General features: G+C 62.3%; 26 protein-coding genes. 15 read left to right on the forward strand and 11 right to left on the reverse strand.

All coding sequences use genetic code 11. The annotated features are described in order from the left end of the window. The coding region (locus H7C86_RS36995; RefSeq protein WP_310649167.1) for a hypothetical protein at positions 1-288 on the forward strand (288 nt) is incomplete at its 5' end. A gap of 171 nt (positions 289-459) precedes the next feature. Then, positions 460-1,380 (forward strand): hypothetical protein, encoded by a 921-nt coding sequence (locus tag H7C86_RS27975; RefSeq protein ID WP_182262630.1) that lies wholly within the window; start codon positions 460-462, stop codon positions 1,378-1,380. A gap of 48 nt (positions 1,381-1,428) precedes the next feature. Here the strand turns inward: H7C86_RS27975 and H7C86_RS27980 are convergent, their stop codons facing one another. Together H7C86_RS27980 and H7C86_RS27985 are read right to left on the reverse strand one after the other, a co-directional pair. Next, on the reverse strand, positions 1,429-1,917 hold the full coding sequence (locus tag H7C86_RS27980; protein WP_182262631.1) for a hypothetical protein: 489 nt from the start codon (positions 1,915-1,917) through the stop codon (positions 1,429-1,431). A 145-nt stretch (positions 1,918-2,062) separates the two neighbouring features. Further along, complete coding sequence (locus H7C86_RS27985) at positions 2,063-2,761, reverse strand: hypothetical protein (RefSeq protein ID WP_182262632.1); 699 nt, start codon at positions 2,759-2,761, stop codon at positions 2,063-2,065. Between the two features lie 302 nt (positions 2,762-3,063). Between H7C86_RS27985 and H7C86_RS27990 the strand changes: the two genes are divergently transcribed. Continuing rightward, positions 3,064-3,672 (forward strand): hypothetical protein, encoded by a 609-nt coding sequence (locus H7C86_RS27990; protein ID WP_259349310.1) that lies wholly within the window; start codon positions 3,064-3,066, stop codon positions 3,670-3,672. 26 nt (positions 3,673-3,698) lie between these two features. Here H7C86_RS27990 and H7C86_RS37425 read toward each other — a convergent pair whose 3' ends face one another. The 4 genes from H7C86_RS37425 to H7C86_RS28010 all read right to left on the reverse strand — a co-directional run bounded on the left by H7C86_RS37425 (position 3,699) and on the right by H7C86_RS28010 (position 4,887). Further along, positions 3,699-3,914, reverse strand: a complete 216-nt coding sequence (locus H7C86_RS37425) for an alpha/beta fold hydrolase (protein ID WP_259349311.1) — start codon at positions 3,912-3,914, stop codon at positions 3,699-3,701. A 43-nt stretch (positions 3,915-3,957) separates the two neighbouring features. Next, positions 3,958-4,155 carry a three-helix bundle dimerization domain-containing protein gene (locus H7C86_RS28000; RefSeq protein WP_008720647.1) on the reverse strand — a complete coding sequence of 66 codons (198 nt, stop codon included), beginning with the start codon at positions 4,153-4,155 and terminating at the stop codon, positions 3,958-3,960. 76 nt (positions 4,156-4,231) lie between these two features. Then, the gene (locus tag H7C86_RS28005; RefSeq protein WP_008720645.1) at positions 4,232-4,618 is read right to left on the reverse strand and encodes a hypothetical protein; all 387 of its coding nucleotides are present in this window, start codon (positions 4,616-4,618) and stop codon (positions 4,232-4,234) included. After that, entirely contained in the window at positions 4,615-4,887 is a 273-nt protein-coding gene (locus H7C86_RS28010) for a DUF3263 domain-containing protein (protein WP_241257575.1), read from the reverse strand. The genes H7C86_RS28005 and H7C86_RS28010 overlap by 4 nt, the downstream gene beginning before the upstream one ends. Positions 4,888-5,261: 374 nt before the next feature. Between H7C86_RS28010 and H7C86_RS28015 the strand changes: the two genes are divergently transcribed. Further along, entirely contained in the window at positions 5,262-5,822 is a 561-nt protein-coding gene (locus H7C86_RS28015) for a hypothetical protein (protein ID WP_182262634.1), read from the forward strand. A gap of 293 nt (positions 5,823-6,115) precedes the next feature. Beyond that, entirely contained in the window at positions 6,116-6,472 is a 357-nt protein-coding gene (locus H7C86_RS28020; RefSeq protein WP_051048277.1) for a hypothetical protein, read from the forward strand. Positions 6,473-6,522: 50 nt separating this feature from the next. Here H7C86_RS28020 and H7C86_RS28025 read toward each other — a convergent pair whose 3' ends face one another. Continuing rightward, a complete protein-coding gene (locus H7C86_RS28025) occupies positions 6,523-6,666 on the reverse strand; it encodes a hypothetical protein (RefSeq protein WP_157226225.1) in 144 nt (47 codons plus the stop codon). Positions 6,667-6,687: 21 nt separating this feature from the next. Between H7C86_RS28025 and H7C86_RS28030 the strand changes: the two genes are divergently transcribed. Continuing rightward, positions 6,688-7,548, forward strand: a complete 861-nt coding sequence (locus tag H7C86_RS28030) for a CHAD domain-containing protein (RefSeq protein WP_051048276.1) — start codon at positions 6,688-6,690, stop codon at positions 7,546-7,548. A gap of 169 nt (positions 7,549-7,717) precedes the next feature. Then, a complete protein-coding gene (locus H7C86_RS28035) occupies positions 7,718-8,269 on the forward strand; it encodes a hypothetical protein (RefSeq protein ID WP_157226224.1) in 552 nt (183 codons plus the stop codon). A gap of 47 nt (positions 8,270-8,316) precedes the next feature. Here H7C86_RS28035 and H7C86_RS28040 read toward each other — a convergent pair whose 3' ends face one another. Beyond that, positions 8,317-10,719: a site-specific integrase gene (locus tag H7C86_RS28040; RefSeq protein ID WP_182262635.1), complete on the reverse strand. Its 2,403-nt coding sequence runs from the start codon at positions 10,717-10,719 to the stop codon at positions 8,317-8,319. Beyond that, a complete protein-coding gene (locus tag H7C86_RS28045) occupies positions 10,716-11,963 on the reverse strand; it encodes a site-specific integrase (protein ID WP_008720613.1) in 1,248 nt (415 codons plus the stop codon). Before H7C86_RS28045 ends, H7C86_RS28040 begins: the two co-directional genes overlap by 4 nt. 136 nt (positions 11,964-12,099) lie before the next feature. On the opposite strand from H7C86_RS28045, the gene H7C86_RS28050 reads away from it, so the two are divergent. Further along, positions 12,100-12,336: a hypothetical protein gene (locus H7C86_RS28050; RefSeq protein ID WP_259349312.1), complete on the forward strand. Its 237-nt coding sequence runs from the start codon at positions 12,100-12,102 to the stop codon at positions 12,334-12,336. A gap of 89 nt (positions 12,337-12,425) precedes the next feature. Then, positions 12,426-12,782, forward strand: coding sequence for a hypothetical protein (locus H7C86_RS28055; protein WP_182262636.1), 357 nt, complete (start codon positions 12,426-12,428; stop codon positions 12,780-12,782). A gap of 142 nt (positions 12,783-12,924) precedes the next feature. Here the strand turns inward: H7C86_RS28055 and H7C86_RS28060 are convergent, their stop codons facing one another. After that, positions 12,925-13,302, reverse strand: a complete 378-nt coding sequence (locus H7C86_RS28060) for an Lsr2 family protein (protein ID WP_032373166.1) — start codon at positions 13,300-13,302, stop codon at positions 12,925-12,927. A gap of 453 nt (positions 13,303-13,755) precedes the next feature. Here H7C86_RS28060 and H7C86_RS28065 point away from each other — a divergent pair, with 453 nt between their 5' ends. The 4 genes from H7C86_RS28065 (at position 13,756) to H7C86_RS28080 (ending at position 21,363) form a co-directional block, all read left to right on the forward strand. Further along, positions 13,756-17,643, forward strand: a complete 3,888-nt coding sequence (locus H7C86_RS28065) for a hypothetical protein (protein ID WP_182262637.1) — start codon at positions 13,756-13,758, stop codon at positions 17,641-17,643. Between the two features lie 41 nt (positions 17,644-17,684). Next, complete coding sequence (locus H7C86_RS28070) at positions 17,685-18,368, forward strand: GNAT family N-acetyltransferase (protein WP_182262638.1); 684 nt, start codon at positions 17,685-17,687, stop codon at positions 18,366-18,368. 159 nt (positions 18,369-18,527) lie between these two features. Beyond that, positions 18,528-19,118 carry a glutaredoxin domain-containing protein gene (locus H7C86_RS28075; protein WP_182262639.1) on the forward strand — a complete coding sequence of 197 codons (591 nt, stop codon included), beginning with the start codon at positions 18,528-18,530 and terminating at the stop codon, positions 19,116-19,118. A gap of 25 nt (positions 19,119-19,143) precedes the next feature. Then, entirely contained in the window at positions 19,144-21,363 is a 2,220-nt protein-coding gene (locus H7C86_RS28080; protein ID WP_182262640.1) for an SNF2-related protein, read from the forward strand. Positions 21,364-21,422: 59 nt separating this feature from the next. On the opposite strand, the gene H7C86_RS28085 is transcribed toward H7C86_RS28080, so the two are convergent. Next, positions 21,423-21,794, reverse strand: a complete 372-nt coding sequence (locus H7C86_RS28085) for a histone-like nucleoid-structuring protein Lsr2 (RefSeq protein ID WP_032373169.1) — start codon at positions 21,792-21,794, stop codon at positions 21,423-21,425. Positions 21,795-22,459: 665 nt separating this feature from the next. On the opposite strand from H7C86_RS28085, the gene H7C86_RS28090 reads away from it, so the two are divergent. After that, positions 22,460-23,434, forward strand: a complete 975-nt coding sequence (locus H7C86_RS28090) for a hypothetical protein (RefSeq protein WP_182262641.1) — start codon at positions 22,460-22,462, stop codon at positions 23,432-23,434. A gap of 247 nt (positions 23,435-23,681) precedes the next feature. Then, positions 23,682-24,653, forward strand: coding sequence for a hypothetical protein (locus H7C86_RS28095; RefSeq protein WP_182262642.1), 972 nt, complete (start codon positions 23,682-23,684; stop codon positions 24,651-24,653). The last annotated feature ends 49 nt before the right edge of the window (positions 24,654-24,702 follow it).

Consider the following 24,702-nt stretch of genomic DNA (forward strand, 5'->3'; position numbering starts at 1 on the left):
GTCTATCTGCGGACCGACGCGCCCGGCCGACCTACACCCTCATCTGGGAAGAGCCATCAAAGAATCACTGGCCTCATCGGGGCGGCCGCCGTGGCCTCCGCCGCCGATCCGCGAGCCGTGCCATGGGCCACCGAAGCACTCGCCCTCGCTCGGGTCCTGGAACTACCCATCCTCATTGAAGAAGCCAAAGGTGTGCTCAGCCGCCTTGCGCACGACAGCACCTGCCTCTGGTGTGCGGGAGTGCCAGACGCAGGTATCCCGGTCGCGTCCTTCTGGTGCATGAATTAAGGACCCCTCGCTGGCCCCCGCCATGCTGCTGTTAGTCATCTGGATAGGTGGGTCGCGCAGGTGGTTGGGTGCTGACGCCCGAGATGGCGAGCCAACCCACCCTGGCAGTGTTCCAGGCGCATTTAATTTCATTTCGTTACATGTAACGAAATGAAATGATACTGTTCGGTCATGACCTCAGCCGAACCACCTCTCAAGCCAGGCCGGCCAAAGATTCACGCGTCCCCCGCCGACCGTGTCAAGGCGCACCGCGCCCGGGCGGCCGAGAAGGCAGCCAAAGCTGCCATAGTCGACGAGGTCGATACCGCCACACCAGAACTTGCCGTCGCATCCCTCGCTGCAGTCCTCCCGGAACTGGAAGCCCAGTTCGGGAAAATCACAGCCCTGGTCCAACGGGTCGAATCCGCAATCGGGACCGTCGCGGACCCCAAAGCCCTAGACCAGCGTCTCGAGCTGATGCGCGCTGAAACCGCACGCACCGTTTCCGCCGCCGAGGAGCGCGCCGCGTCCGCTGAGGCTGCCGCGCATGCAGCTACTGTCCGTGCCGATGCACTCGACGCCGAGAACGACGAGCTCCGCGCCGACGCGGCCGACGCGTGGCAGCACACAGAGGCAGCAGAGACCGCTGCCGAACAGGCCCGCGCAGACCTCGAGGAACAGAAAGCAGCGCACCGGCGCATTCTCGACGAGCTTGACGCACGCCAACGCGCGGAAATGACTGCCCTGCAGGACAACCACGACTCCATCGTGGCCTCGCTCAAGGGCAGCCACCGCGAGGTGGTCGACCGCTACGACGAAAAAGAACGCCGCCTCGAAGCCGACCTGGCAGAGGTACGCACCGAGGCGAAGGCCTTGCGTGCCGATCTGGCGGCCGAACGCGCCGCGCACCAGGACGATAATCGCAGCAACACAGCAACACTCGCGCAACAACGCACCGATGCGACCAAACGTGAGGCTGAGCTGCGCCGCGACTACACCGAACGAATCGACGAGCAGAAGACGATCGCCGCGGATCTAAGAGAGGAGATCTCGTTGCAGCGTGCCGAACTCGATCGACTCCGTGGCGTCGAGGAAGACCGTCAGCACAACTGAGTGGTTACGAAGTACGTCGCGGTCTCGCCCGATGTACCCAAGCTCGAATCAGACGAAGTTGCAGCCCCGGCCTGATCTGACATGGTTGATCTCCGAGGCAGATGGCTCGAAGACGTACTCGTTCTCCGAATCGTCCCCCGGTCGCGGTGTCGAGTGAAAATGCGCCAGCAATCGGTCGGGATCGACGTCGGTGACCATCCAAATGCAGCCCGGGCGAACGGCATCGTCGAATTCGTCTTCAAATACTGCGGCCGCCTCGGCACTGACAGTCCAAGCCCACCCGATTTCTCCGCCGTGTTCTGCGTAGCGATACAGGGTCGTCGGCCGCTCACACGTTGTCGACTCGCCTCGGGCGTCCTCGTAAGAGAGATAGCCGACCCTGTCGAAAAGTACGTGCCATTCCGCTGCGGTGAGACGATCCGGAATCCGCCCCTCGTACTGAGGCAAGGGCACTCCGGGCAAGTCCACGAGACCGTGGTTGCCGCTGAGTCCAGTCCAGACGTCTCGGATCGCATCGCTGAGTACCTCATCCGACATTCGATCCTTAACCTCCCAAAGCAGGATGCGAGGCCAGTCGGCCGGGCCTGCGACCTGCTGCCATGTCCGATCCTTGAGACACAACCATCCCTCCCACGACAAAGCATCCGATGTGCCGCCGCCATCGCAACCGCTCGCCACGTCGCTAGCTTCGTTCTGCACGGGCAGCCTTCATCGCCGCATACTCCGAACCGGGAAGGATGGAGTACGAGAGCACACGCTCGTCGGGTGGGACGTTCGAGAAGTCCTCCAGGGTCGGGTACGCCCTGATTGCAATCAAGCGATCGCGCTCAACGTCCAGAGTGAACCAAGATAAATGGTCCTTATAGCCAGCCGGCACCTTCAGTTCCGGATCCGGAAAGCTGACCTGTCCTGAAGGAGTGAGGTGGAACTCGAAGTTCCATCTCCGATGCCACAGCTCATCAGGGATCCTCAGTACCGCTGGGTTGGCACCGTCCCGATCCAGTTTCCGCCTGTACGGCTCCATGTGAGAAAACGGTTTCGAGATAAGGATCTCGACGAGAGTCGGACCGGTGATGTCTTCCGGCCTGCCGAGCCACACGTCTCGAACTGATGCGTGTTCGCCGCTGGGTGCCTGCACGTGCATCACTCCGGATTCGTGATACGTCCGGTGCACACTGACTTCCGGTAAGGATTCCCAGCCATCCGGCGGATCCATGGTCAGTCTCTTCTGCCCGCCGGGGACGGGCATTGCCGGCGTATCAAGTGTCGGCTTTGGACCTCCCCAATGAAGGTCGTGTGAGCCATCGAGCTTGAACCACGCCAAGTAGCGGAAGTCGTCGCTCTCGCCCCGTTGCGCGAACAGCCGGACTTTGCTTCCCATAGGCCCCCCTGATTTCTCGGCAGACCGACAATTGTCCCACTCGACCCGTTGCGGCACCAACGTATTCCGGCGTTGTCGCCCGTACGATTTGGCGGCTCGACATCGATCCGAGCCACACGGCCGTCTCTCATGCTCTCGACCAGTTCAAACACACCTTGCACCTGTGCCGCTATCTCGCCCAGACTTTCTCCGCCGCCGCCCAGGCCACTACCTACCGCTCTGAACCAGCGCATTCGCCAGTCGAACACGAGTTCGACTATTCTGGCGATAGTTCCTACCGGCGCGGCGAAAGGTCGATCCTCATGGCCACCGTCGACACCATTCCTGACCTCGCCGGCATGGACAAGGCCACTCAACTCGACGTCCTACGCCGCCGCATGGCCACCGTCCCCGGCGGCCGGCGCGAGCACGCACCCACCGACCTACCCACCATCACCTCACCCGAACCGACTCCAGCCGCGGCAGGCGGTGCGGACCTCGCGGGTGAGCGCGGCGATGCGGAACCGCTCAGCGCCGCTGTACGCGGCAAAACCCTCCGAACCATGCCGGTACCCCCACCGCTCGCGGGACTGCTCCCACGTCGAGCCCTGGCCCGTGGAACTGCCGGCACCGTTACCGGCGCCGGGTCCCTGCTCATCGCACTCATCGCCGAAGCGTCCGCCGCCGGCCATCACGTTGCCCTCATTGGCCAACCCCGACTGAACCTGCTCGCCGTCCACGAACACGGCGGAAATCTGGCGAAAGTTCATCTCGTCGATCCAGCAAAAACAGACCCACTCGACGCAGCGTCAATATGTCTCGACGGCCTGGATCTCGTCGTCACCACCGTGCACGGCCGCGACGTACCACCCACGCGCGCAAGGGCTTTGCTTGCCAGGAACAGGCGACTTATCCGGACTAAGCGGGGTTAGCAAGTCGAGGTGTCTGAGCTAGCCAGTCACACGCTCTCGACGGACCGTACCCTGCCTGAGGCTTCCATGCCGATCAGATCCACCGCGATTGTGCGGTAGCCGTGTGCTGCGACGGCGGGCGTGATGTTGCGCCACAGGTAGGACGAGGTGGGATTGCCGTGCAGGAACAGTACGAGTGGACCGGTACCCGCATCGGTGAAGCTGATCGTGCTGCCGAGAACGGGCAGAGTTCGTGGCTGCACCAAAGCGTTCCCTCGACCTGAACCGGCGGAGTGTCGCGGACCGCTAGTGGGCGTGGGCCTGGAGTGCTTGGCGGGCTTTGCGTTCGACGAACAACGGGACGAAATCGCGGATGGAGTTGCCCTCGAAACGGGCATGCTCGGCGGCGATGGTGTCGTCGATGACCGGGCGCGGCACATCGGGAAACTGGGCACCGAGGCGATCGCGGACGGCGTCGATGTGCTCGTGTTCGGTGGTAGTCATCTTTTGAACGATCCGCTCTGTTCGGGGTGTGGTCAATTGGGTGTCCGGCGTGGTTCCGGAGTCGGGCAGTCGGTGCCTACCCCGAGACATCGGTAAACCGTGTGTGGAGGGCGTCGAGTTGGCGGTGCAGCGCGTACAGCAATTTTCGCTGCGACCGGGCTTCTTCGTTGTGCCAGAGCCGGGCGGTGCCTTGGCCGATTCGCCCGGCTTTGTGGGCGAGTTGTTCGGCTTCGTCGACGAGCGCCGAAACAGCGTTGATCTCGACAGTCAGCATTGCCGCGAAGATCTGCGCCTGCGCACGATCGGAGCTGTCGGGCCCTCGCCGGGATGTGGTCGACGACGGTTTCGTGCTGGGTGCGTTCATCTTCTGGCCACCGGAACGTGGCGAGTGTTCCGCCCCAGGTGAATGTGTGATGAACTGCGCCGATTCCCTGGCGGTGGCCGCTTCGCGTGTGCTGGTCATTGCCCTACCTGTGGGCGGCCGGCGGATGCCGCGCTGTGTTCGAGGCGACGACGGCATACGTGCAGCAAAGCGTCCGTGGTCCGGGAATCGAGGTCGACGGGCCGCGCGGGGTCGGCCAGCAGGTGTCGCAGCCTGCGGAAATACGTCTCCGGCGGAATCCCGAAGGCAACCATGATGTCCTCGGCGTCGCCGCCCCCGTACGGCATCCACTGCACGGCGAACGCGAGCATCCGATCTCGCTCGTGCGGGGTGTCAGGTGTCGGCGGCATTACTGCAGTATCACCCGGCCCGTCGACCGTCGCAGCCGCCGCGAGCAACCATAGGGCGACGGACAGGTGAACAGTGAACAAACGCCCTGAATGTGACTCCACTCTGTCAGGAACGCAGACCCGTGAGCACTACGACACCGACCCGTCCGCGCGGCTGGCCCCGGCCCAGTCCTGAGGACGAGCGGGTCGCCGATGATCGATATCGACGGGGCGACTCGATCGGTGCCATGCCGACCCATGGATTATCGTCGCCTGTGGGCCCGCAAACTACACCGGCGTCCTCGACAACCTCGAACGCTTCGACGGTACCGCCACCCACCTGCTCTACATCTGACCAGCAAGCTCTAGGGGTGTGGTGCGCTTACGATGCGACCATGTCTAGAAGACGCAGCGTGGCTATCGGTGGAGTCGCGCTGCTCATTGTTGTCGCCGGGGCTACGTTCTGGTTTCAATCCCGCGGCGAATCGGTAGCCTTACCGGCAGGTCAGGTCGTCCCGCAGGCATCTTGCCTTGCCCCGAACGTCGTCGTGAGTGCGATGCCTGGTGCCGCGACCAGTAATCCCGGTATCCCTAATGCCCCAGTCGCAGGCGCACTTCCGGCCACCTTCGATGCAGTGGGCTTTGTGGTGTGTGAATTTTACGGTGACCGACCGGAGAACGGCACGCAGATAATGCGCCAGACCGAACGCGCAGGCGGGGACGTGGTCGGTGCGCTAGCGGTTGTGAACACACCGACCGACCCACCCCGCGATCCAGAGGATTGCGATGCTGTCGGCTCAGCGCCGATCCCGGTGGTGTGGGCTGTAGATCCACAATCTCGCGCAGTGCGCCTCGAGCTGCCGAAAGACAGCTGTGGTCAACTCAAGGGCGACCCGCTCACGGCCATCGAAAGAGTACCTGCGGTCACCACACAGGAGTATGAACTCCCGGCGTAAGGCAGTGGGAGGTGCGCCACGGACGGCGCACCTCCCACTGCGTTACCGAATGCCTGACTATTCGGTGTACGGATCCACTGGTTCTCGATCGACTCACGCATCTCGACTACTGGAGCAGGTTCCTCGACTACCGCACCCCTAGAGGAGAGATAGAAGCCCTCAAGCTCCCCCGCTCTACGCGCCACCACCCTGCATGCCCGTGTCAGGGCAGGCGGCTCACCTGACACTGTGGGAACTCGCCGCAGGGGGGGAATGCGTGGAGTCGGAGCGACCGGCGTCGCTACGCTGAGCCGGTGACCTGTACAGGTGTCGTTGCGGTGTGGAGTGGTGAAGAAGGGTGGGGCGTCGTCGAGTCGGCCGACACTCCCAGCGGCTGCTGGGTTCACATCAGCATGTTGCGGGCGATCACCCTGCCTCCGACACGCGAGCACGAGACGGTTTACATCACAGGCTCCAGCGTCGACCTGGTCGAAGGTGAGACCGTAGATTTCGAGTGGGAGCAGGTACCGCAAGACGGGTACGACTACCGCGGAATCAGCGTCAGGCCTCCTCGGGACGGTCCCACCCGAACCATCCGCTGGGAGTACGGTCGCGATCGGCATCCAGGGTTCGTGATGCGAGTCGTTCACGCCCGAACTGACGATCGCTGACACGCAGGGGGCCGACAGCGCGCCAGACGCTCAGCGGCTGCGACCACCGGTCAGAGATTCAGTGCGCGAGCGCGTCGTTGCGCGGCTCCGGCCGCCTGAGGCTCGTTCGCGAACAATATGCCGTATGTGAAGCCGTTCTCCGCGCGGGTGGGTCGGCGACTGCGTGGATCGACCGTGGTGGTTTCGATCGGCACGCATCCGGGGCATCCATAACGATGACGACATCGACGAAACCTTCGACATCGACTCGAGATGCTGGCGCAGCGCCCGTTGCCGCCTACGTGCGTGAGCAGATCAGTGCCATTCGAGGAGGAGATGCAGCGCTGCGGCGCGGTGAGGATCCGATCCATGCCACCCGCGTTGCGATCCGGCGACTCCGCAGCACCGTGCGAGTGTTCGGCGGCGCCTTCGACCCGGCCGTCGCCACCGGTCTGGACGAGGAACTGTCCTGGTACGCCGGAATCCTCGGCCACGTCCGCGACCACGAAGTACAGCGCGCCCGCTTCGCTCAAGCGGTGGCCGATCTTCCCGACGAGTGGGTGCTTGGTCCCGTGGCCGCCGATATCGAGACCACCCTCGCTGCCGAACAGCGCACCTACCGAGCCGACGTCGATACCGTCCTCGCCGGTGACCGGTATGCCACCCTGATCAAGGCCCTCGACACCCTCGACTCCTCGGTGCGGTCACTCCCACGCAGGAACGTGACGTCGCTGGCGACCAAGGCCGGCAAGAAAGCCCGCATCCGCCTGAAGACCGCAGTCTCAGGCGTGGCCGGCGATGACGAAGCTCTGCACCGAGCACGTAAGGCGTTCAAGCGTGCGCGGTACGCCGCGGAGCTGGCGACACCGCTACTCGGCACGAAGCGCTCGAAGAAAACGATCCGGCGCTACAAACACTTCCAAGAAGTACTTGGCGAACACCAGGACAGCCTCGTCGCAGCAGGGTTCCTTCGTCGCCTCGGAGCCGCGGCGGGAACCCGACCCGCAGAGAACGGTTTCACCTACGGACTGCTGTTCGCCCACGAGCAGCATGCGGCAGCAGCCGCAACGCGGCGAGTTCGCACACTGAAGCTGTGAGGTATTCGCCGATGGCCGAAGATCGTGGTTTGGTTCTACGGTGCGCTGGTGGATCTTGGTCTCGACGGTCGCGGGCTTGTCTCTGACTCGACGCCGGTCGTGACTGCTGCCCTCGATGGTCATAGCGAAACGCCCTGCACCACAAGGGCTCGCACCGAGGAGAGCTGACGTGACCCGACGGAGATGGTTGATCGTGCTGCCTGTGGTGGCAGTTCTGGTTGCGGGTTTGTCTGTCTACTTCTGGCCTGAGCCCTCCCCGAGGACGGCGATTGCGACGGTGCCGTCGTGTGTCGCCGATCGCGAAGTGTCGAGCGGTGTGCTGTCGGGGGCAACACTGAGCATTCCGCACAGTCCCGAATTCGGTTCCCGACCCGCCGATTTCACGGTCGCGTCGGTGATGGTGTGTGGGAGCCCGGACCAGCAGTTGGTGGAGGTTCCGTTCTACGCGGTGCGGCAACTGACCTACTCCGGCGACGGCGTCGATGAAGTCGCGGCAGCATTCGAGGCCACGTCTTACCGGTTTCGGGTGTCGATCCTCTACTCGTGCTCGGGTGACTATCTCAACCCTCCGGCGGTGTGGCTCGTCGATGCGTCCGGAGCCGGGTACCGGCCGCAGTTTCCGAAGAATCACTGCGGTAGACCCGACACCGAGGCCTTCGACCTACTTCGCGAGATGGAGCCGCGAACAGATGACCTGGTCGCCGTGTCCTTACCAAATTAGATGCAGCGCACCTGTCTCCGGCCCGCGTAGAAACTGATGGAGCTCCCTCAAGGCATGGCAGGGATTCCGAGCGATGTCATGGCGTTCGGGCCTGCCGTTCGGTCGAGGCTGACGAGCTTCGTTGCTGCCGCGGTGAGGCTGGTTTGGAGGCCTTCGGCTTCGCCGGTCCAGCCGTTGTTGCGTGCCTCAGCGATGCGGTCGCGGAGGTTGGCGATGATCTCCGTCAGCCGTACGCGGGCGTTGGGGTCAACCTGCTGGCTGGGGCATCGGATGCAGGCATGTTCGTGCTTGCATGGGGTGTTGTAGGGACGCCCGCAGGTTCCGAGTTCGAGTTTGCGATGCTCGAAGTGCTGCTGAAATTCGTTCCACTCCGCGTCGGTGGGGCTGCGGTACTCGTCCTCCGGTCTCTGGGCGCGGCGTGCGTCGAGGAAGGTGCGGAAGGAACGAACGAGCTCCTCGTCGAACACGGCAGTGTAGATCTGCGTTGTGGAAATGTGCTTGTGCCCGAGCAGTTTTGCGACGATGTGGATCGGCAGTCCGCTGCCGACCGATTCGGTGGCGAACATCCGCCGAAAATCGTGTGCTGTGTATCGGAGCGGGTTGCCCGCGTTGTCGACGATTCCGGTGGCGGCAAGGGTTTGGTTGAGCCACTTCTGGATCAAGTTTCGAGTCGGCACCGTCCATAGCCAGCCCATTCGATGCTGGAACAGATGCGGTAGCGGTGGATCGGTAATACGTTCGTGGCCGTCGTATCGCGCGGTCAGCGGGACTGTGCCGTCATTGGCGGTTCGGAGGCGGGCAATGATCGTTGCCAGCACGCTCGCGAGTTCCGGACTGACCAGCAGAAGGCGTTCTTCGCCGGTTTTGGACGGGACGATTTGCAGCATCGGCACGATCTCGCCGGTCGATGGCAGTGTGTAGGACACGACTGCGAGGTGGGTGAGTTCGAGGAGTTCCTCCACTCGAATTCCGGTGTGGCGGAACGTCTCGATCACCGCCCATGCCCAGAATGCCTCGTGCTCTTCTATTTCGATTTCGATGATCTCGCCGGTGTCGATGACTTCGGCGAGCACCGGTGGATGATCGTGCTGGTAGCTGGATTTCGTGAACGAGGGCGCGATGGACCGGCGGTAGCGCACTCCGAGATGCTCGAAGGTCTCTCCGACCGCCACCGACGCGGTGGCAGCGAGTAGCGCGGCCGATCGGTCACGGCGATCGTGAGCGGCATCGACCAACGAGGGAAGGTGCGGCAAACGCTCGCGAATTCGTTGGTGCACGACCGCTGTCGTCTTCGCGCGTTCTTTGCTGTATCCCTCGACGTCACTTTTGCGGATGGGGTTCGGAACGCTCCACTGCACCCAGGTGGGGTCTTCGGCTGCCCATTCGGCGATGTCGCGGTAGAAGCCGCGCACTGTCATCATCACTGCCAGTCGCCCTGCTCGTGGGCGTGTGGTTCCGTCTTTGTCGGTGATCACCGACAGTCGTTGCTTCCACCCGGCCGCAACGTCCGGCGGGAGGTCGATGGTGTCGAGGCCTGGATCGTGGAGTTCTATATCGGCCCAGAAGTTGCCGGCGAGAACTCCGGTAAGGGCGGCGAAGCCGCCGTAGTCCAGACTCGGTCGTCGTTCGTCGAGGTAGCGCACCAGAACGTTCCGCACCGTCGTGTTCACGAGGTTGTATCGGTCGACCAATTCACCCGTCGGGCGGGGTCCGCGCCGAATTGCTGCAGCGAAGCTCTTGATTCCCCGCAGGTCGGCGATACCGTCGAGTCCCGCCCACACCAGTTGCACGCTGGCCGAGGTCGGGCGATCACTGACCATGTTCCAGGCGCGGTAGCCCAGCAGGTCTTCCGGAGTGAGTTCATGGAGATCGCGCCCCGTATGCAGAACGATCTTGCATGCCACCAGCATCGCGGTGCTGCATTGTTTGGAGTTCGCCGCCAGAACCGAGACACGGGCCTCCAACGCTGTGAACATCTCGGGGTGGTGAGCGGTGCGCAGCTTGGCGTATAGCCCGGTCCACTGCATTGCTGACATGGACTCGTAACTGGGAAAGACAACCCGCGCGACCAGAAGAAGGATCAGGCCGCGCCGCAGTTCTTGGCTTCGGGTCACCACTGTTCGTGGGTCGGCATTGTCGTGGAAGGTGTCGAGCCAGTCGGACGATCCTACGTCGGCACCGGAATGAACCCAGCGCTCCTGCCATCCCGCGCCGGGGAAGGTCAGAAGCCACTCCAGGATCAGTCGGCATGCCCTTTTGGCACCGTGTTCACGAGAACCATTGGGATACAGAAATACTGGAACAGTATCGAGGATCTCTTCGATGTCGAGTAGATCCTTGGCCCCGCCGATCGGAGCGGAGTCGGCAAGGTCTTCGTGGCGCTTGAATCGGTACTGCAACCGTGGGTTGGCCCGCTGTGCGACCGGCAGCTCGGTGGGTGTCACGTTCATGACTCGACCGCTCCGAACAGCACATTCAGATCCGCAGAGTCGTAACCAGCGGCCACGGTAGGGGGATTGCTGATCATGTGTTCGGCTCGGTGCGCGAGATGATGCTGGACCCTTCGGATGGTGTCGTCTTGGTCTTCGACGAGATAGATCTCGGTCGTGGTCGACAGGTGCGCGTGCCCGAGGATCGTCTGTATGTCGCGCGAGGTGAGTGTTCCGTCGTGTGCCATTCGTATGGCTGCGGTGTGGCGGAGGTCGTGCATCGTCCAGTTGGTGCCCAGAACGTCGTTTGCCCGCGTCAGCACCTTGCGCAGCGCGTCGTAGGTCAATGGTCGATACTCCAGAGCAGCGGAGGAGTCGGATCTGCGGCGGAGGGTGAGCCACAGCGATCCGTTCACGTCCAAGGATGTTCCCAGGTCCGCGAGATGCAGGCGAAGCCACACGAACGCTTCCGGGCTGGCTGGGAGCCACTGATCGACGCGTGTCCCCTTACGTGTCACTCGAATCAACTGGTCTCCCCAGTCGATGTCTTCGAGAGAAATTCCGAGGATTTCCGCAGCTCGTGCACCATTGCTGACCGCCAAAGCCAACAATGCCCGATCCCGGTTCGAGCGCAGCGCACCGAACAGCTCGAGCCACCGATCGTCGGGTATGGACCGGGGACGCTGGACGGGAAGTTTCGGGTTGTACCGCAACCGTCCACCGGGCCGAAACGGTTCGAGCGGGTTGTGATGCGCATTCACCCGGGCCGCCCCTCGTGCCACCGGCATCGGATTGACCAGTGGGCCTTCACCGCGTTCGATCCAGAACTCGTAGAACGCCCGCACCACTGCATTGGAATGGCGGATGGTGCGGGCACAATATCGGTCGTCGAGATATCGCTTGCGGGTGATCACGTTGACTGTTCCCACAGTGGTCCGCGATTTGGTCCGCGCTGCGTTCCGAGGCTTGTCGGCCCGCATCATCCACAGAACCAGATCCCGTGACTCAGCGGAAGTCGCTCTTTCCCAGTCGATCTCGTAGACACGAAGCCATCGCCACCATCGCAAAAGGTCGTAGGCGTAGCTGCGGACCGACCACGGTCGATTACCCCGTGCGACGAAGTCGAGGAGGAACCGCCGGATCGGCTCTACCGGCACCAGATCCTCGTCGACGACCAGCCAGGGGATGGTTCCGTCGGATTTTTCGACCTTGCCCCATCGGGGGATCTGGACTTGCTCGATGTTTCGCTCTGCTTCGTCGATCATGCGACACCGCTTTCTTGAGGCCGAGGTAGGTGATGTCTACCCCGCGACACTCGGATCGGATTCATGCGATCAGGCGTGTCGCTGCGTAGTCCGGTCAACGGAGCATGGGAGTGTTCTTCTGCTGACGGACGGACATATGCCCGGTATCGACCTCACCATCGCCTCCACCGTCTGTGGGTACGGCGGCATCGAACAAGGACGAGGCCGAATCAAATCGATCACATTGGAGACCACCGTCCACGGCCGCGGAACACCGCGCCGCACCGGCCGCTACACCCTCACCGCACCCACCTTCGGCGAGACAGGCCTGCGCTGGACACCCGTACCTGCCGGCGAGCTCACAGTCCGCACACCCCTCACTGCCGCGCAATGAACCGGCAGAGTTCCGGCTGACGACACCACGCACATCCCAACAGAGTTGCCGGTATTGCGGTACACGCAAAGTACCGGCATACTGTTGGCATGACTGATAGTTCCGGCCGCGATGCCCTGGCCGACCAGCGCCGACGATCGCGCGTATTTGTCCATCAAGTCACCTATCTCGCCGACAACTACGTAGACCAAGCCCTGGTCAAGGCCGCACTCCTCAGTGGCCTCAGTCAAACCGAGACCGCGAAGACTCTCGGTATGAGCAAAAAGACCGTCAACACACACTCCCGTCGCCCATGGGTACCAACCGCCGTAGCGAAAGGAATGGAGCTACCCGATGTGCAAACCCCACTCTTTCGCTACATCTGGGGATCTGACGCGGCAGCGGCAGCTGCCATAGCCACATGCAAGCAATACGACCGCGAACGTCTACAAATCGAAACTCTCTGAAACACAACGACAGTCAACTGTCGACGCTCGAACGACGGGGTGCGCCCGACCTCGCCACAGAGGGCGACGGTCCGCATCTTCAAGCCCGAACCTAAGCGGACTACCGGACCGTCTAAACCCCCGCTGGTCTCGGTCCCGCAACTCAGCGACTGCGGTGGGCCGCCTCAAATTTCGCTTCGATATGTGCCGGAATTCTGCCGCGATCGCTGATCTCGTACCCCTTGTCGAAGGCCCACTGCCTGATCGCCCGTGTTTGCTCCGGCCCGCGCCTTCCTGGCGTCCCTGCTGTTGCTGTCGTTGCGGCTACAGCGGGAGTGGGTTTGCGCTTGCGCCCACCAATTCGCGTGGCGTGTCCGATGTAGTAGTCAAGCTTCTTGTGAAACTCGTTGGCGTTCTTCGCTTTCAGATCAATCGAGTATTCGACCCCATTCACGGCGAATTCAATCGTCTCGCCGGATGCCCCGTCGATGTCCGAACCGTCGATGTCGTCAATCAGTTGAACTATTTCTTGTCTGGCCATAGTCGAAGACCTTTCATCGAGACATTCCTACGCTGAACCGTATTTGTCTTCATGAGGGTAGTCAGCCTGGGTAGACGCATTCTTCATCGACACGGTGATCGGAGCCACCGTCGGGCAGCGCATTCGATTTGCTGCAGTCGTTTGATCTGCGTCGTGCCGGCGCAGCGAACGACAATCACGCCTGCGCTGAGCACAACGTTTATGACAAACGTTCCGTAGCTCAGATCCACAGAAGCACCCCCTCAGCGGCACGGCGTGCCCCTGACCGGTGCCGATTTGGCGACGGAACCCTAACTGTCAGTTGCGAACCCAATCCTGCAGACCCTTCAGATTATCGCTGATGCGGTTGCCCTGGACTGCACCTAAAGACCCTGTACACCCACCCCCGTCGAGCAATCCACGCTGACCGCATCACGCCCCCGATGGCCGACCAGACACAAGGAGACGTCGATCATGACACCGACCCCGTACGCCCGTAAGGCTCCGGCTACCGCCGCCGAGTCGGCGTTTCTGTTTTACGACATCGAGTCACTGAACAACGCCTTCACCGTCGCGCTCTATCGCACCTCCGAAGCCGCAGCCGTGGTCTACTACCTCATCGACGAGGACCCGAGTATCGGTCTGACGTCGCACGCGGTCCGCAATGCAGTTGCTGACCCGTCGGGTGAGCTCATGACTCGGCTCTATCGCTCAAATCCGGCACTGCTGGCGCGGCAACGCGAGACTCCAGGGAGCGTGCCTGGTCGCATCGTCAAGTTCCTGGATTTGGCGAACGACAGCAATGCCCGGTCCTTGGCCCGGCTGCTCGGCGGCGTCGTGGACAAAGGCGACGTGCACCTGCGCAGCGAATGCCCGATCAGCAGGAGCTCGATCGTCTGCGATACACACCCGGACTACGACCATCGGTTGGCCGACCACGCGTTCGTCGCCGGGTACAACTCGAACCAGTACGACACGACGATGCTCGCTCTGTATTTTTCCCTTCGCTTCGACGAGCACTACAGGCCCCATCGCGTGACAGCTGTGCAGATGAGGGCACACAACAACGACATGTTCGCCCTCCACAAGAGTGGAGACCGTCCGTCGATGTCTCGATACCTATCGCATTGCGGTAACCGTCGAGCGGCTCAAATCAGGAGCAACTGGTTGTCGTCGGGTCGCCATCTCGATGTCGCCAGGCTGAACGAGCTACAGCAGAAAGTCGCGCTGAAGCGGTTGCTGGGGATGCTCGGTCATCAGATACTCGAATCGGAAAGGCTGGCCGGACCAAACGCGCGGCTCGATTCTCTCGAGGACTTCTTCGAGCTGGCCGCATACAACATCTCAGACACCGTCGGCACAGCGCTGCTGTTCGACGACAACACGTATACGGGCAGCTTCGACCTGCGGTCGGGTCTACTGCGAACCTATCCCGAGACAGTCTTCAACCACAACGGCGACTACAGAACTCCCGTCCTGGACACGGCACAGGTCCTGACTTGGCCGCGACCCCGTCTGACGACGGACACTTCCTCAGCGCAATTCGCTGGGAGGATCCTCGCACCCTACCGAGATCTGCGAGCCATTCCCGGACACATTGCCGATCTACCTGTTGTCTCGTACCGCTACCCTGATCCGTTGGGACACAACGGATCAAACATCGGTGCCGCAACCAACGTTCTCACCGCGACCCGAGACTTCTTCTTCGAGACTGTCCCGGCCGACACCGCGTCGGGCTTGGCCGCGCATCAGGCCTTCGAGAACATCTACCGGTACTACCGGCGTATCGAAGGTCTCAACTTCGACGATGCACAGCACAAGGAGTTCGCTCCGGTGGTGATCACCGGCCGTATCTCGGCGCAACTAGAGGCGGCCGCGGCTCGTGAATCGGCCGGCGGTCGCGACGTCGTCTCGACAGCTGACTTGTCGGAGCGGTTTCTCGAACTGTTCGGCGGCGCATCGTCGGCCGCCGGCGACGGTCCTCGTCGCTTCACGCTCGGTGCGTTCGCGGCGCTGAGCAAGGCGCTCATCGCATGGGCGAACACACACAGTTCGTCGGAGATGGAGCACAAGGAACTGGTCGCGGACATTGATCGTCTCAAGATCATCGTCCTTGCCCGGGCAGATGCCGCTCAGCCCTATTGGCCTGCGGATCGGCCTGCGTCGTTCAGTGAGACCCTCATCGAATGGCGCAACGACCGAAATCACGCGACCAACGTGTCCTACGAACTCGCATCGATCGGCAAGCTGCCGTGCAACATCCCGTATTTCGACAGCGCCGGTGAACCGACGAGCTGCTTCGCGACTTTCTCCACGGGTGGGATCCATGGAGCAGAAGCGGACCTCAGCGCCTTCGCCGTCGAACGAAATGCCTCTCGGAGTCGGTGGGCACTTTTTCGCGCCGCGCTCGACACGGCGGCAGAGCAGTTTCTGCAGGCGGCACACGTCATGGAGGACTGGACGGCCGGCGGGGAACCTCTCGATGCGAAGACAGAGGTCATCGTCCGCACGGGTACCGAGTGGGTGGCCGACAATGCGGCCTCGATGCCGCCCATCGTGGACGCAGCCGGTGTGAACTACTCAGGCGAACGTCTGGCTATGGCTGCGTGGTGGTTCCGTAAGAAGCTTCGCATCGACGTGGTCGACCCATCGACGGATCAGATCGTCACCGTCGAGTGGGGGGACATGCTCAAATCTGGATCCAAGTCGAGCAACCCGATCCTGCGTGATCGTCCAAAGGGCGACCGGGGGGTGGAGCTGTTCACTGCGCGTGAGAGCAAGGAGTTCCCGTTGTTCCCGGCCGGCACCACTCACGATGACAACAAGCTCGACCCGAAGTACCGGTTCACCTCCGTGGCCGACGTCATCCATGAGGACTTCACCAGCTACTACCCTCTGATGTTGGTCAATCTGGCGGCCTTCACCAACCCAGACCTGGCTGAACCTGGACAACCTGCTCCTGACAAGTACAGCCAGATTTTCGGCGACAAGGAGCGATACGGGAAATTGCGTAAGGACAAGTCGCTCACTGCCGCCGAACGTGAGAACTTCAGCGTCCTACGTGAGGGGACCAAGCTGATCCTCAACGCGGCGTCCGGTGCGGCAGACGCGCGCCACGACACGCCGATCCTGATGAACAACATGATCATCACCATGCGAATCATCGGGCAGCTCTTCAGCTGGCGGATCGGACAGGCGCAAACGTTCGCCGGCGGCCGCATCGTGTCGACGAACACGGACGGTCTCTACTCCACACTCGATTCCGAGACCAACCAGAAGGTACTCGATCAGCACACTGCAGCCATCGGTGTCGAGATCGAACCGGAGTCGCTGACCCTGGTGTCGAAGGACTCCAACAACCGTGTCGAGTTTCTGACGGCCGAAGAGTCCTTCGAGATCCTGACCGACGACAGCCGCGGGGAACCGCAGTATCGACCCGAGGAAATCGCCGGCAAGCCGTGGTACCGCGTCGTCGCTTCTGCGGGTGGCGGGACTCTCGCCTGCTGGGCTGGGCCGAGTCCGCGCAAAGCGCTGGCTCACCCGGCAATGGTCGATCGACTGCTTCTGGAGTACTTCAAGCTCGTCGCCGGTGCGTACACCCCAGAGCAGCGGCCCGTTCCGTACGCACTGACCGGACCGGTCTCGATCTTCGAGTCCATGGACACCGCAGCAGTGCGTGAAGTGTTACGCGAGCTGCACCGTCAGCTCGGTGTTCGCGACCTGCTCAAGCTCTATCAGAATCTGCTGGCTTCTTCACCGTCCGCGGGCAGCTATCTCTACGCTGCGCCGTACCGGGTCGACCCTGAGTCGGGAGTAGTCATCGACGCCACCGCCACTGCGCATCTCACCTTCCCGGGTGACCCGCGCAGCGTCACCGACAACGATGAGCTCTTGCGTGAGGGTGGCACCTTGAATCGGCATCCGAAGGCAGCAGAGGTGCAGCTGTTGGGGCATTTCACTCGGGTATTTCTGGTGCGACCCGACACGGTCGATCGGAACCTGTTCGGTGATCCGCTCGTGATCGCCGCGGCGAAAGCACGGGTCGTCAGTGCGAGCACCTGGACCTCACGTGAGGACAAGGGTCTGCGACCGACGAACCCCAATGGTGTCGATCCGATCGCTGAGCACCTCCTCACAGTCGCTGGTGAAGATTCGGCGCATCAGGGCCGAACCCGAGATCTCATCCTGGCTCGACACAGCGGAGTGGATCCGTCGACACCGATGCTGGTGTTCAACCACACCATCGCCGATCACCCGGATACTGCTCTACTCGAGCACCTGTTGGCCTCGATCGACACCGAGGCCTACATCGCGATGGCCGCCAGCTCGTACGAAGAGAACTGGCGCAATGCATCACGATGACCAAGCCCGATGTTTCGACCGCATCCCCACGAAGGAGTCCGATGACGAATCGAGTTCGTATTCCCGAGGTCGGTCCGATCATCATCGGATCCGGTCGATTGCGACTACGCGAGCCCTCCCCCTTGGATGGGCTCGCGTGGTCGCGGTTGCGCTTGGCCGATGCCGAGCGTCTAGCTGCTCGCATCGAAGGGCTCGTTCCGGTCGACGATGCGGCCCGATGGGCCGAGCAGAACCGTCCGGACAACTGGATGACTGTGCACCGCACCGCCATGCAGCGCATCGAGCTCGGGCTGGGCTGGTCGTGGGTCGTCGAAGTCGACAACCGGTTCGCCGGTCAAATGGAATTGACGGGGCTGACCCAGGCACCCACCCGCGCAGTGCGGGTGGGTGCCTGGATAGGTCACAAGTTCACCGGTCGCGGAGTCGGATCAGCAGCTCTGGCTCTTGCGCTCGACCACGCTTTCTCGTCCGAGGGGGTCCAGCTGGTCGAGGCCTTCGTCGACAGCGACAACGAGCACTCTCGTCGTGCGTTGCTCTCGATGGGGTTCCGACACTGCCAGCCGCAGCAGAAACTGCGGTCGACATGGGAATCGGCGTTCCCGCCGGACCCTGCGGCCGAGCTGTTCGAGATCACGCCCGCTGATCTACAACAGGGTCGTTCCTCATTCGTCGACCACACGCTCAACAGGCATCGCAATCGGGCGTCGCGCTTCGATGGTGTCTAGAACTCACACGTCCCAGAAATACCGTGCCGCCAACCAAAAACCCACGTCGCTCGCACGCGGGAACATGGCAAGCGCATCGCCGGCGGCCGACTCTCCTCCCCGATAGGCCAGCAGCAGTGCCGATCATCGACAACCACCACGAAAAGAGGCAACACCCAAATGATCTCTCCATCGAGCAGCGTTTCCGATTCCGAACTGACCGCACAAGGACCAGACCTCAGCGGGCTCGCACCCTTGCACCCCTTGCTCCCCCACGCCGTGATGTACACCCTGCCGCACTGCCCGAACTGTGACCGACTCAAGACCCTGTTCAAGGCCGCAAAAATCCCGGTAGTCGCTGCCCCACTCGATGACGAGCCCGACGCCTACCAGCTCTTCCACGGTGAACTTCACGTCGCGCAGACTCCAATCGTGCTGATACACAACACGTTCACGACACCGACCTACTTCAGCGGGTTCAGTTCCGATCTCGCCCAGCTCGCCGTCAAAGCGATCCGCTCACGTCTGCGCGATCTCGAAGACTCCCTCGATCTCCCATCGGTCGATCTGTACGTCGCCGACCTCGGTTCCGCAATCGAACCGGGTCAAAGCTGCCCCTTCATCCGACCGGATGTCTTCGCAGCACTCGCGGCGAGTCATTCCGACTGCCCCAACGAACAGGTCTCTCGCGCAGCAGCGCCGCAACCCCTCTCGGCATCGAGCACCCTGCTCGACATTTCACGCTCTGAGTCCACTCCCCCGCTTCACTGACCCGATTTCACGTCTGGAGATGACGATGACCGCCGTACTTCCCACCGTGGCCGAGACATCCGCCGCACTTCAGCCAGCAGTGCCTGCCTGGATGCAAAAGATCGAGGACAGTCTCAAGCCCTTTCAGAAGCGGGTACGCGAATTCATCCTCACCCGGCCGGCGTCCGCGGTCTGGATGACCATGGGCAGCGGCAAGACGCTGGTCACACTCTCTGCCCTGTCCTACCTGCGCGAGCCCGGCCATATCCTGGTCGTCGCCCCTCGGAACATTGCTGTCGATACTTGGCCGGAGGAGATCTTCGATTGGGACATTCCTCTGCGCGTGACCTCGCTGAACATCACCCCGCCGGGGATGCGCAGCAAGAGTGGACGACCCAGCAAAGGGCAGCGAAACCTCAAGCCAGAGGAGTTCCGAGCGCTCGTGGACAACCTGGGAACCGACGCCGCCGGTTTCTACACTGTCGGCTCGGACCGCTTCACCGAGTTGGTCAGACGGATCATCTATGCGGGCAAGCCTCGGGTACGACCGGTCGGTGCTACACGCGACGACGACGTCATCGATCTCGACGCCGTGCGAGATGCACGGGATGAGATCGAGCGCCGCTTTGCCTCACTGCTTCTGTCTCGAATCGAAGGTTCACCCGACGATGAAAGGGTCGCGATCGAGGGCCACTATCGGGCAATCGGAAAGGCCTTCAGCGAGGCCAGTTTGACCAAGCTCAAACCTGCCACTGCCTCCGGTGGCGCGCCGACAGTAGTTGTTGCACACAGCGATCCGGCGTCGGCGAAACTGCTTCGCTCCGAGCAAGTGCGCGAAGACCTCGCCGCGGTGATCACCGATGTCACCGGCCGCAAGTTCAGGGTGGCCGCTCATGTCGCCAAGGCCGACTACTCGCTGTGGCCGTTCCCGACGGTCATCATCGACGAGGCCCAGGGGTTCAAAAACCCCCAATCCTTGCGCTGGAAGGCAATGGCCGCGGTGCGACCGCACATCCGGCGCATCATCGAACTGTCCGGCACACCGACGCCCGAGGGGGCGCACGAAATTTGGCCCCAAATCTTCCTCCTCGATCGGGGCCTCACCTTCGGCACAAGTTACACCGACCACCTCGCAACCTGGTTCACCCCGGAGCAAGTCGTTCGGAATCAAGTGACTCGGTGGGAAATCAGTCGCCACAACGAAACCCAGTTGCATCGATCGATTTCGCATCTGGCTATCTCTGCGGAGAACACCGAACTCGAGCTCATCGGATTCGCGCCACCGGTCACCCACGTCGTGCCGATGACCTCGGACTTACTCGGTGCCTACGAAACGTTCGGGCGAGACGCGCTGTTATCAGTTCTGCTGACCGGTCTCGCCGAATTACGACTCCGCGCGTACGAGGAGGCCATGGAGGCCACAGCGGAGATGTACGCAGTCACCGCCGCCGATGATGCTGCTCGAATGCAGGCAGTCAGGAACGGCGTGGGCAAGGACGAGATCGACACCCTTGTTGCCGCAGCCAGGTGTCGCGCTGTCGAGGCAACCGGAGATCGGACCCGTGCGCAGGCTGCACACGATGCGGTCACTCTCGATGACGCCTCCGCCTTCTACATCGAGGCAGTCAACGGCGGTGTGCTACGAAACAAGCTGCTCCAGTTCGCCTCTGGTGCGGTCTATCTCGACATCGACAAGCACAGCGACGGCTACGCCGGGGCGACCGAACTGACCACTCGGCCGACATTGCGACTGCACTCGGCCAAGTTCGACCGAGTGATCGAGATCTGCGACCGCCACTTCGCTGGCGGAGATGGTGGATCGATCCTGATCGCCTATCGGTTCGACTTCGAGAAGACGATTCTGCTCCACCGTCTGCACCGCGCCGGGTATCCCGGCGCTCGCGCGTACAACGGCATGCCCGACACCAAGAAGGCCTGGAACAGAGGTGAGATTCCGGTCATGCTCGTCCATCCGGCCAGTGCCGGGCACGGACTCAATCTGCAGTTCGGTGGTCACACGCTGATCTGGACGACCCTGCCGGACTCGAACGAACACTTCGGACAGACCCCGGCCCGGCTCAATCGTCTCGGGCAGAGCAAACCGGTTGTCGTGCATACGATCTTGACCGAGGGGACCATCGACATGGCGATGCCCGGCGCTCTGTCGGACAAACAGGCCAGTCAGCAGCGTCTGATGCAGGCAACTCGGTCCGAGCTCAAGACAACGATGGCCGGTGCCATCGCCGAAGCCAATTCGAGTCGATAGAAGCGAACACACCCCCGCACCAGAAGGTGCGGGGGTGTGTCTTATGTCGTCAAACGGTGTTACTCGCTGTGTGCGGGATCCAGCAAGCTGATAGGTCCGATGCCTTTGGCCTCGTGGTACTTGGTGATGATCTCCTTGCTGACCATCCCGCGATCGCCTACATCGATACCGTTGGCCTTGGCCCACAGCCTGGCTTCGTGATGCATGGCAGCGTTCAATGACCCGTGGGCGTTGCGACCGACTTTCTTGACTCGGCGACCCTTCTTGACCACGTCGTAGACGGTGATCGCCTTCAGCTCGTCTTCCAGCTTGTCTCGGTCTACGTCGACGACCCAAATGGCGTTGTCGAACACGACACCCACCCGGTACCAGTTCTCGACCACCTCACCCGTGGCGTCACTGTAGACCGTCGTCGATTCCTTGATCGTCATCAGCGTGCAACCTCACCCTTGTGTCACTGTGCCACCACACCATGCCGGCCTCATTAATCTCGAATATTACATGGATGCGGTCTGGATATTCTCTTTGCACAGGTCAGGCGCGTGTGGGAGGGACAAAGTTTTTATCGAGGAAAAACTTGGCAACTATATGATGTGCCATCAAAACATGACCTGGATCACGTAGAAATCTGTGGTTTGTATAGGAAAATCTGTAGTTTTTGCGGTTCGGGCAGTGAAGACACTTCTGCGAAAAAAGAGCCGTCTTCGAAACCATTCGTTACCGCCGCGCGCGCCGGAGGCGCCCGCAGGAAGGGTTGCGGTGTGTCTGTGAAAAGTGGAGAACAACGAGCTGTGGAAGGCCCGTCATCTCCAGTGGGGTTGAGCCACCCTGGCGCGGACTGAAAGAACAGGACTGCGCCAGGGCGGCTCACCTGAGGGACGCCCACCCCCGAATACCGATTGAGACAGGTCGAGCGCCCGTGCTCGGCCACTACCTCTTGCAAAGAAATCTCCGAGCTGCCAGCCCCTGTCGGGGCGCGCCGTGCTCACGCATGTGAGTCCCGACTGACACACGTAAACACCGCTCGTGCGCATACGCCGAGTCGGGACATTGAAACCGACCTCCCCGCCCACACCACGCACAGGAAGAAGTCATCATGACCGCACCGACCACACCCACCGCCGAGAACATCCGTCCTGGACAGGTCATCGTCGTCCAGGGAGCTATCTCCTTCGCACGTACCGCGAGCCTGATCGACGGTGTCGAACTGCAGCGTCGTGTTGCCAACGCCAAGAGCCAGTATCCGACCGACAGTCCACACACGTTGATGGTTCTGTCCAAGGCCGAGATCGTGCCCGCCAACCCGGTTCAGCTGAGCTGGGAAGAGGCGTATGTGCAGAGCCTGTTCTTCGAGCACAAGAAGAACCCCGAGAAGGGACTCGGATACGAGGCGAAGAACGTCACGAAGAGCCTTCCGACACTGCTCACGGTGGACCCGGAGAACCCCGGCTCGTACCGTCAGGTCGTCGACGTCGAAGGTGAAATCGCAAGGGACACAGTCGTCCGCATCGTCGTCGTGACCTACCAGTCGAAGGACAAGAACGGGCGGGAGTACCAGAAGCTCGGTCTCGGTCTGGAAGCGATCATCCTCTCGACCCCCGAGGTTCCGTATGCACCGAAGTCCGGTGCCCGCAATCTCGATCTCAGCTCCTACGGCATCACGCTCTCGACGCCTCTGGTCGCCACCAACGGCGTCGAGACCGAGGTTCCCAACCAGATCGTCAGGACCGACGCATCGGGCCTGCCGGCGGCGCCCGTGGCACCTGCAGCTCCGGTCCAGCCGGTTTCTGCACCCGCTCCCGTCGCGTCGGCAGCTCCCGCAGCTCCGAGTGCGCCGTTGGCTCCTGCAGCTCCGGTGGCACCCATCCAGCCGGCCGCAGCCGCACAGCCCGCGGCACCTTCCGCACCGGTCGCTCCCGCTGCGCCGATGGCTCCGGTACAGCCGGTCGTTCCCGTGGCCGCCGCTTACCAGGTAGCAGCCCCGGGTGCGCCCGCAGGGAATCCCGACGATCCCTTCGCCGGTACGCCTTCTCCCAGCTGGGGCGGCGCGGGAATCCAGGTTCCGGCCTGAGCTTTTCCTCCGGTCACAGATCTTCGGATCCGACCACCACAGGGCCGCGGGCTCCTCGAAAGAGGGTCTCGCGGCCCTGTGCTTTTTCGCCCACACCGACCACTCACGAACAGAAGGGCCGATTCCACTCATGGGCACACACCCGCACCCGTCCTCGACCTTTCCAGAGTTCTACACGAACCCACATATCCGTTCATCGCTTGCTGCGCAACGACTCTGGACAGTCTCCGATGCAAACAAACGTCCCGTGGACATCGTCGCGGCCCTCGCCGTTTCGCAGTGTTCACGCTGCGGCAGAGCCGACTGCTCCGAGGTGCACGGCGCTCAGCTCTCGGACGCCGACGCTCAGCTGCTGACCCTCGACGAGCTCACCGCAGCGCTCCCGAACGCGAGCAACGTCGCTACTCATCTGGACTGGCGGACGAGTGGGTTGATGGTTCTCGACATCGAGCCCGAGTGCCCCACTGGGGTCGTCGATCAGCTACTTCGTCTGGTGACCGGAAACACCGCGTCGCCCGCGCCGGCCGCGCTCTATGCGGAGGTATCGGGATCAGGGCGTGGATACCACGTGCTGCTGCCGGTGCCATCGAACATCGCGTCGTTCCCGCGGGCGGCGCGCGCGACCAAGCTCCAGCACCCGCAACGTTGGTACGAGGTTCTGCTTTACCACTGGACGACGTTCACCCGCAGGCAGATTCCCTCGCAACGGCTCTCTGCTGCGGCAGCCGAACCGACGGGCGAGATGCTGACATGGGAAGGCGTGTTCGGGCAGTTGATCGAGATCGCGCCGGGCGGCGAAGCCGCCAGCGAAGGAACGTCCGGGCACTACGACCAGATGCTCGCACTGGCCGACGGCCCCGATCTGACACCGATGGAATTCGAGGTCGTCCACACCGTGATCGAAAGCCTGGGGCACGAGAGCGCCCGGGATCTCGACGACGACTTCGGTGGGGACACCTCCCGTTGGGAGATGTCCCGGCTGATCCGGATTGCTGCGATCACACACGCCAAACTTCATGTCAGGCATTCGATCGACCGGATCACCGGAACCTCCACGGCCACTTCGGAACAGACCGCCCAGCAAGTTCTGCGGGTCGTGCACCACGTCGCTCGCCGCACCCTCCCTCCTCGGGCCAAGCACGACGAACGCCGATCCGGTGCCTCCTACCTGCTCAAACGCTGCGCCGAAGCGCTGAATCATCTCGACACCCACAGCTGAAGAGCAAGTCGTGGGTTGAGAGAGGCGTGCTGGCAGGAGTGCTCGACGT

The sequence above is a fragment of the Rhodococcus sp. UFZ-B548 genome (assembly GCF_903819475.1).
Classification (GTDB): Bacteria; Actinomycetota; Actinomycetes; order Mycobacteriales; family Mycobacteriaceae; genus Rhodococcus_F; species Rhodococcus_F erythropolis.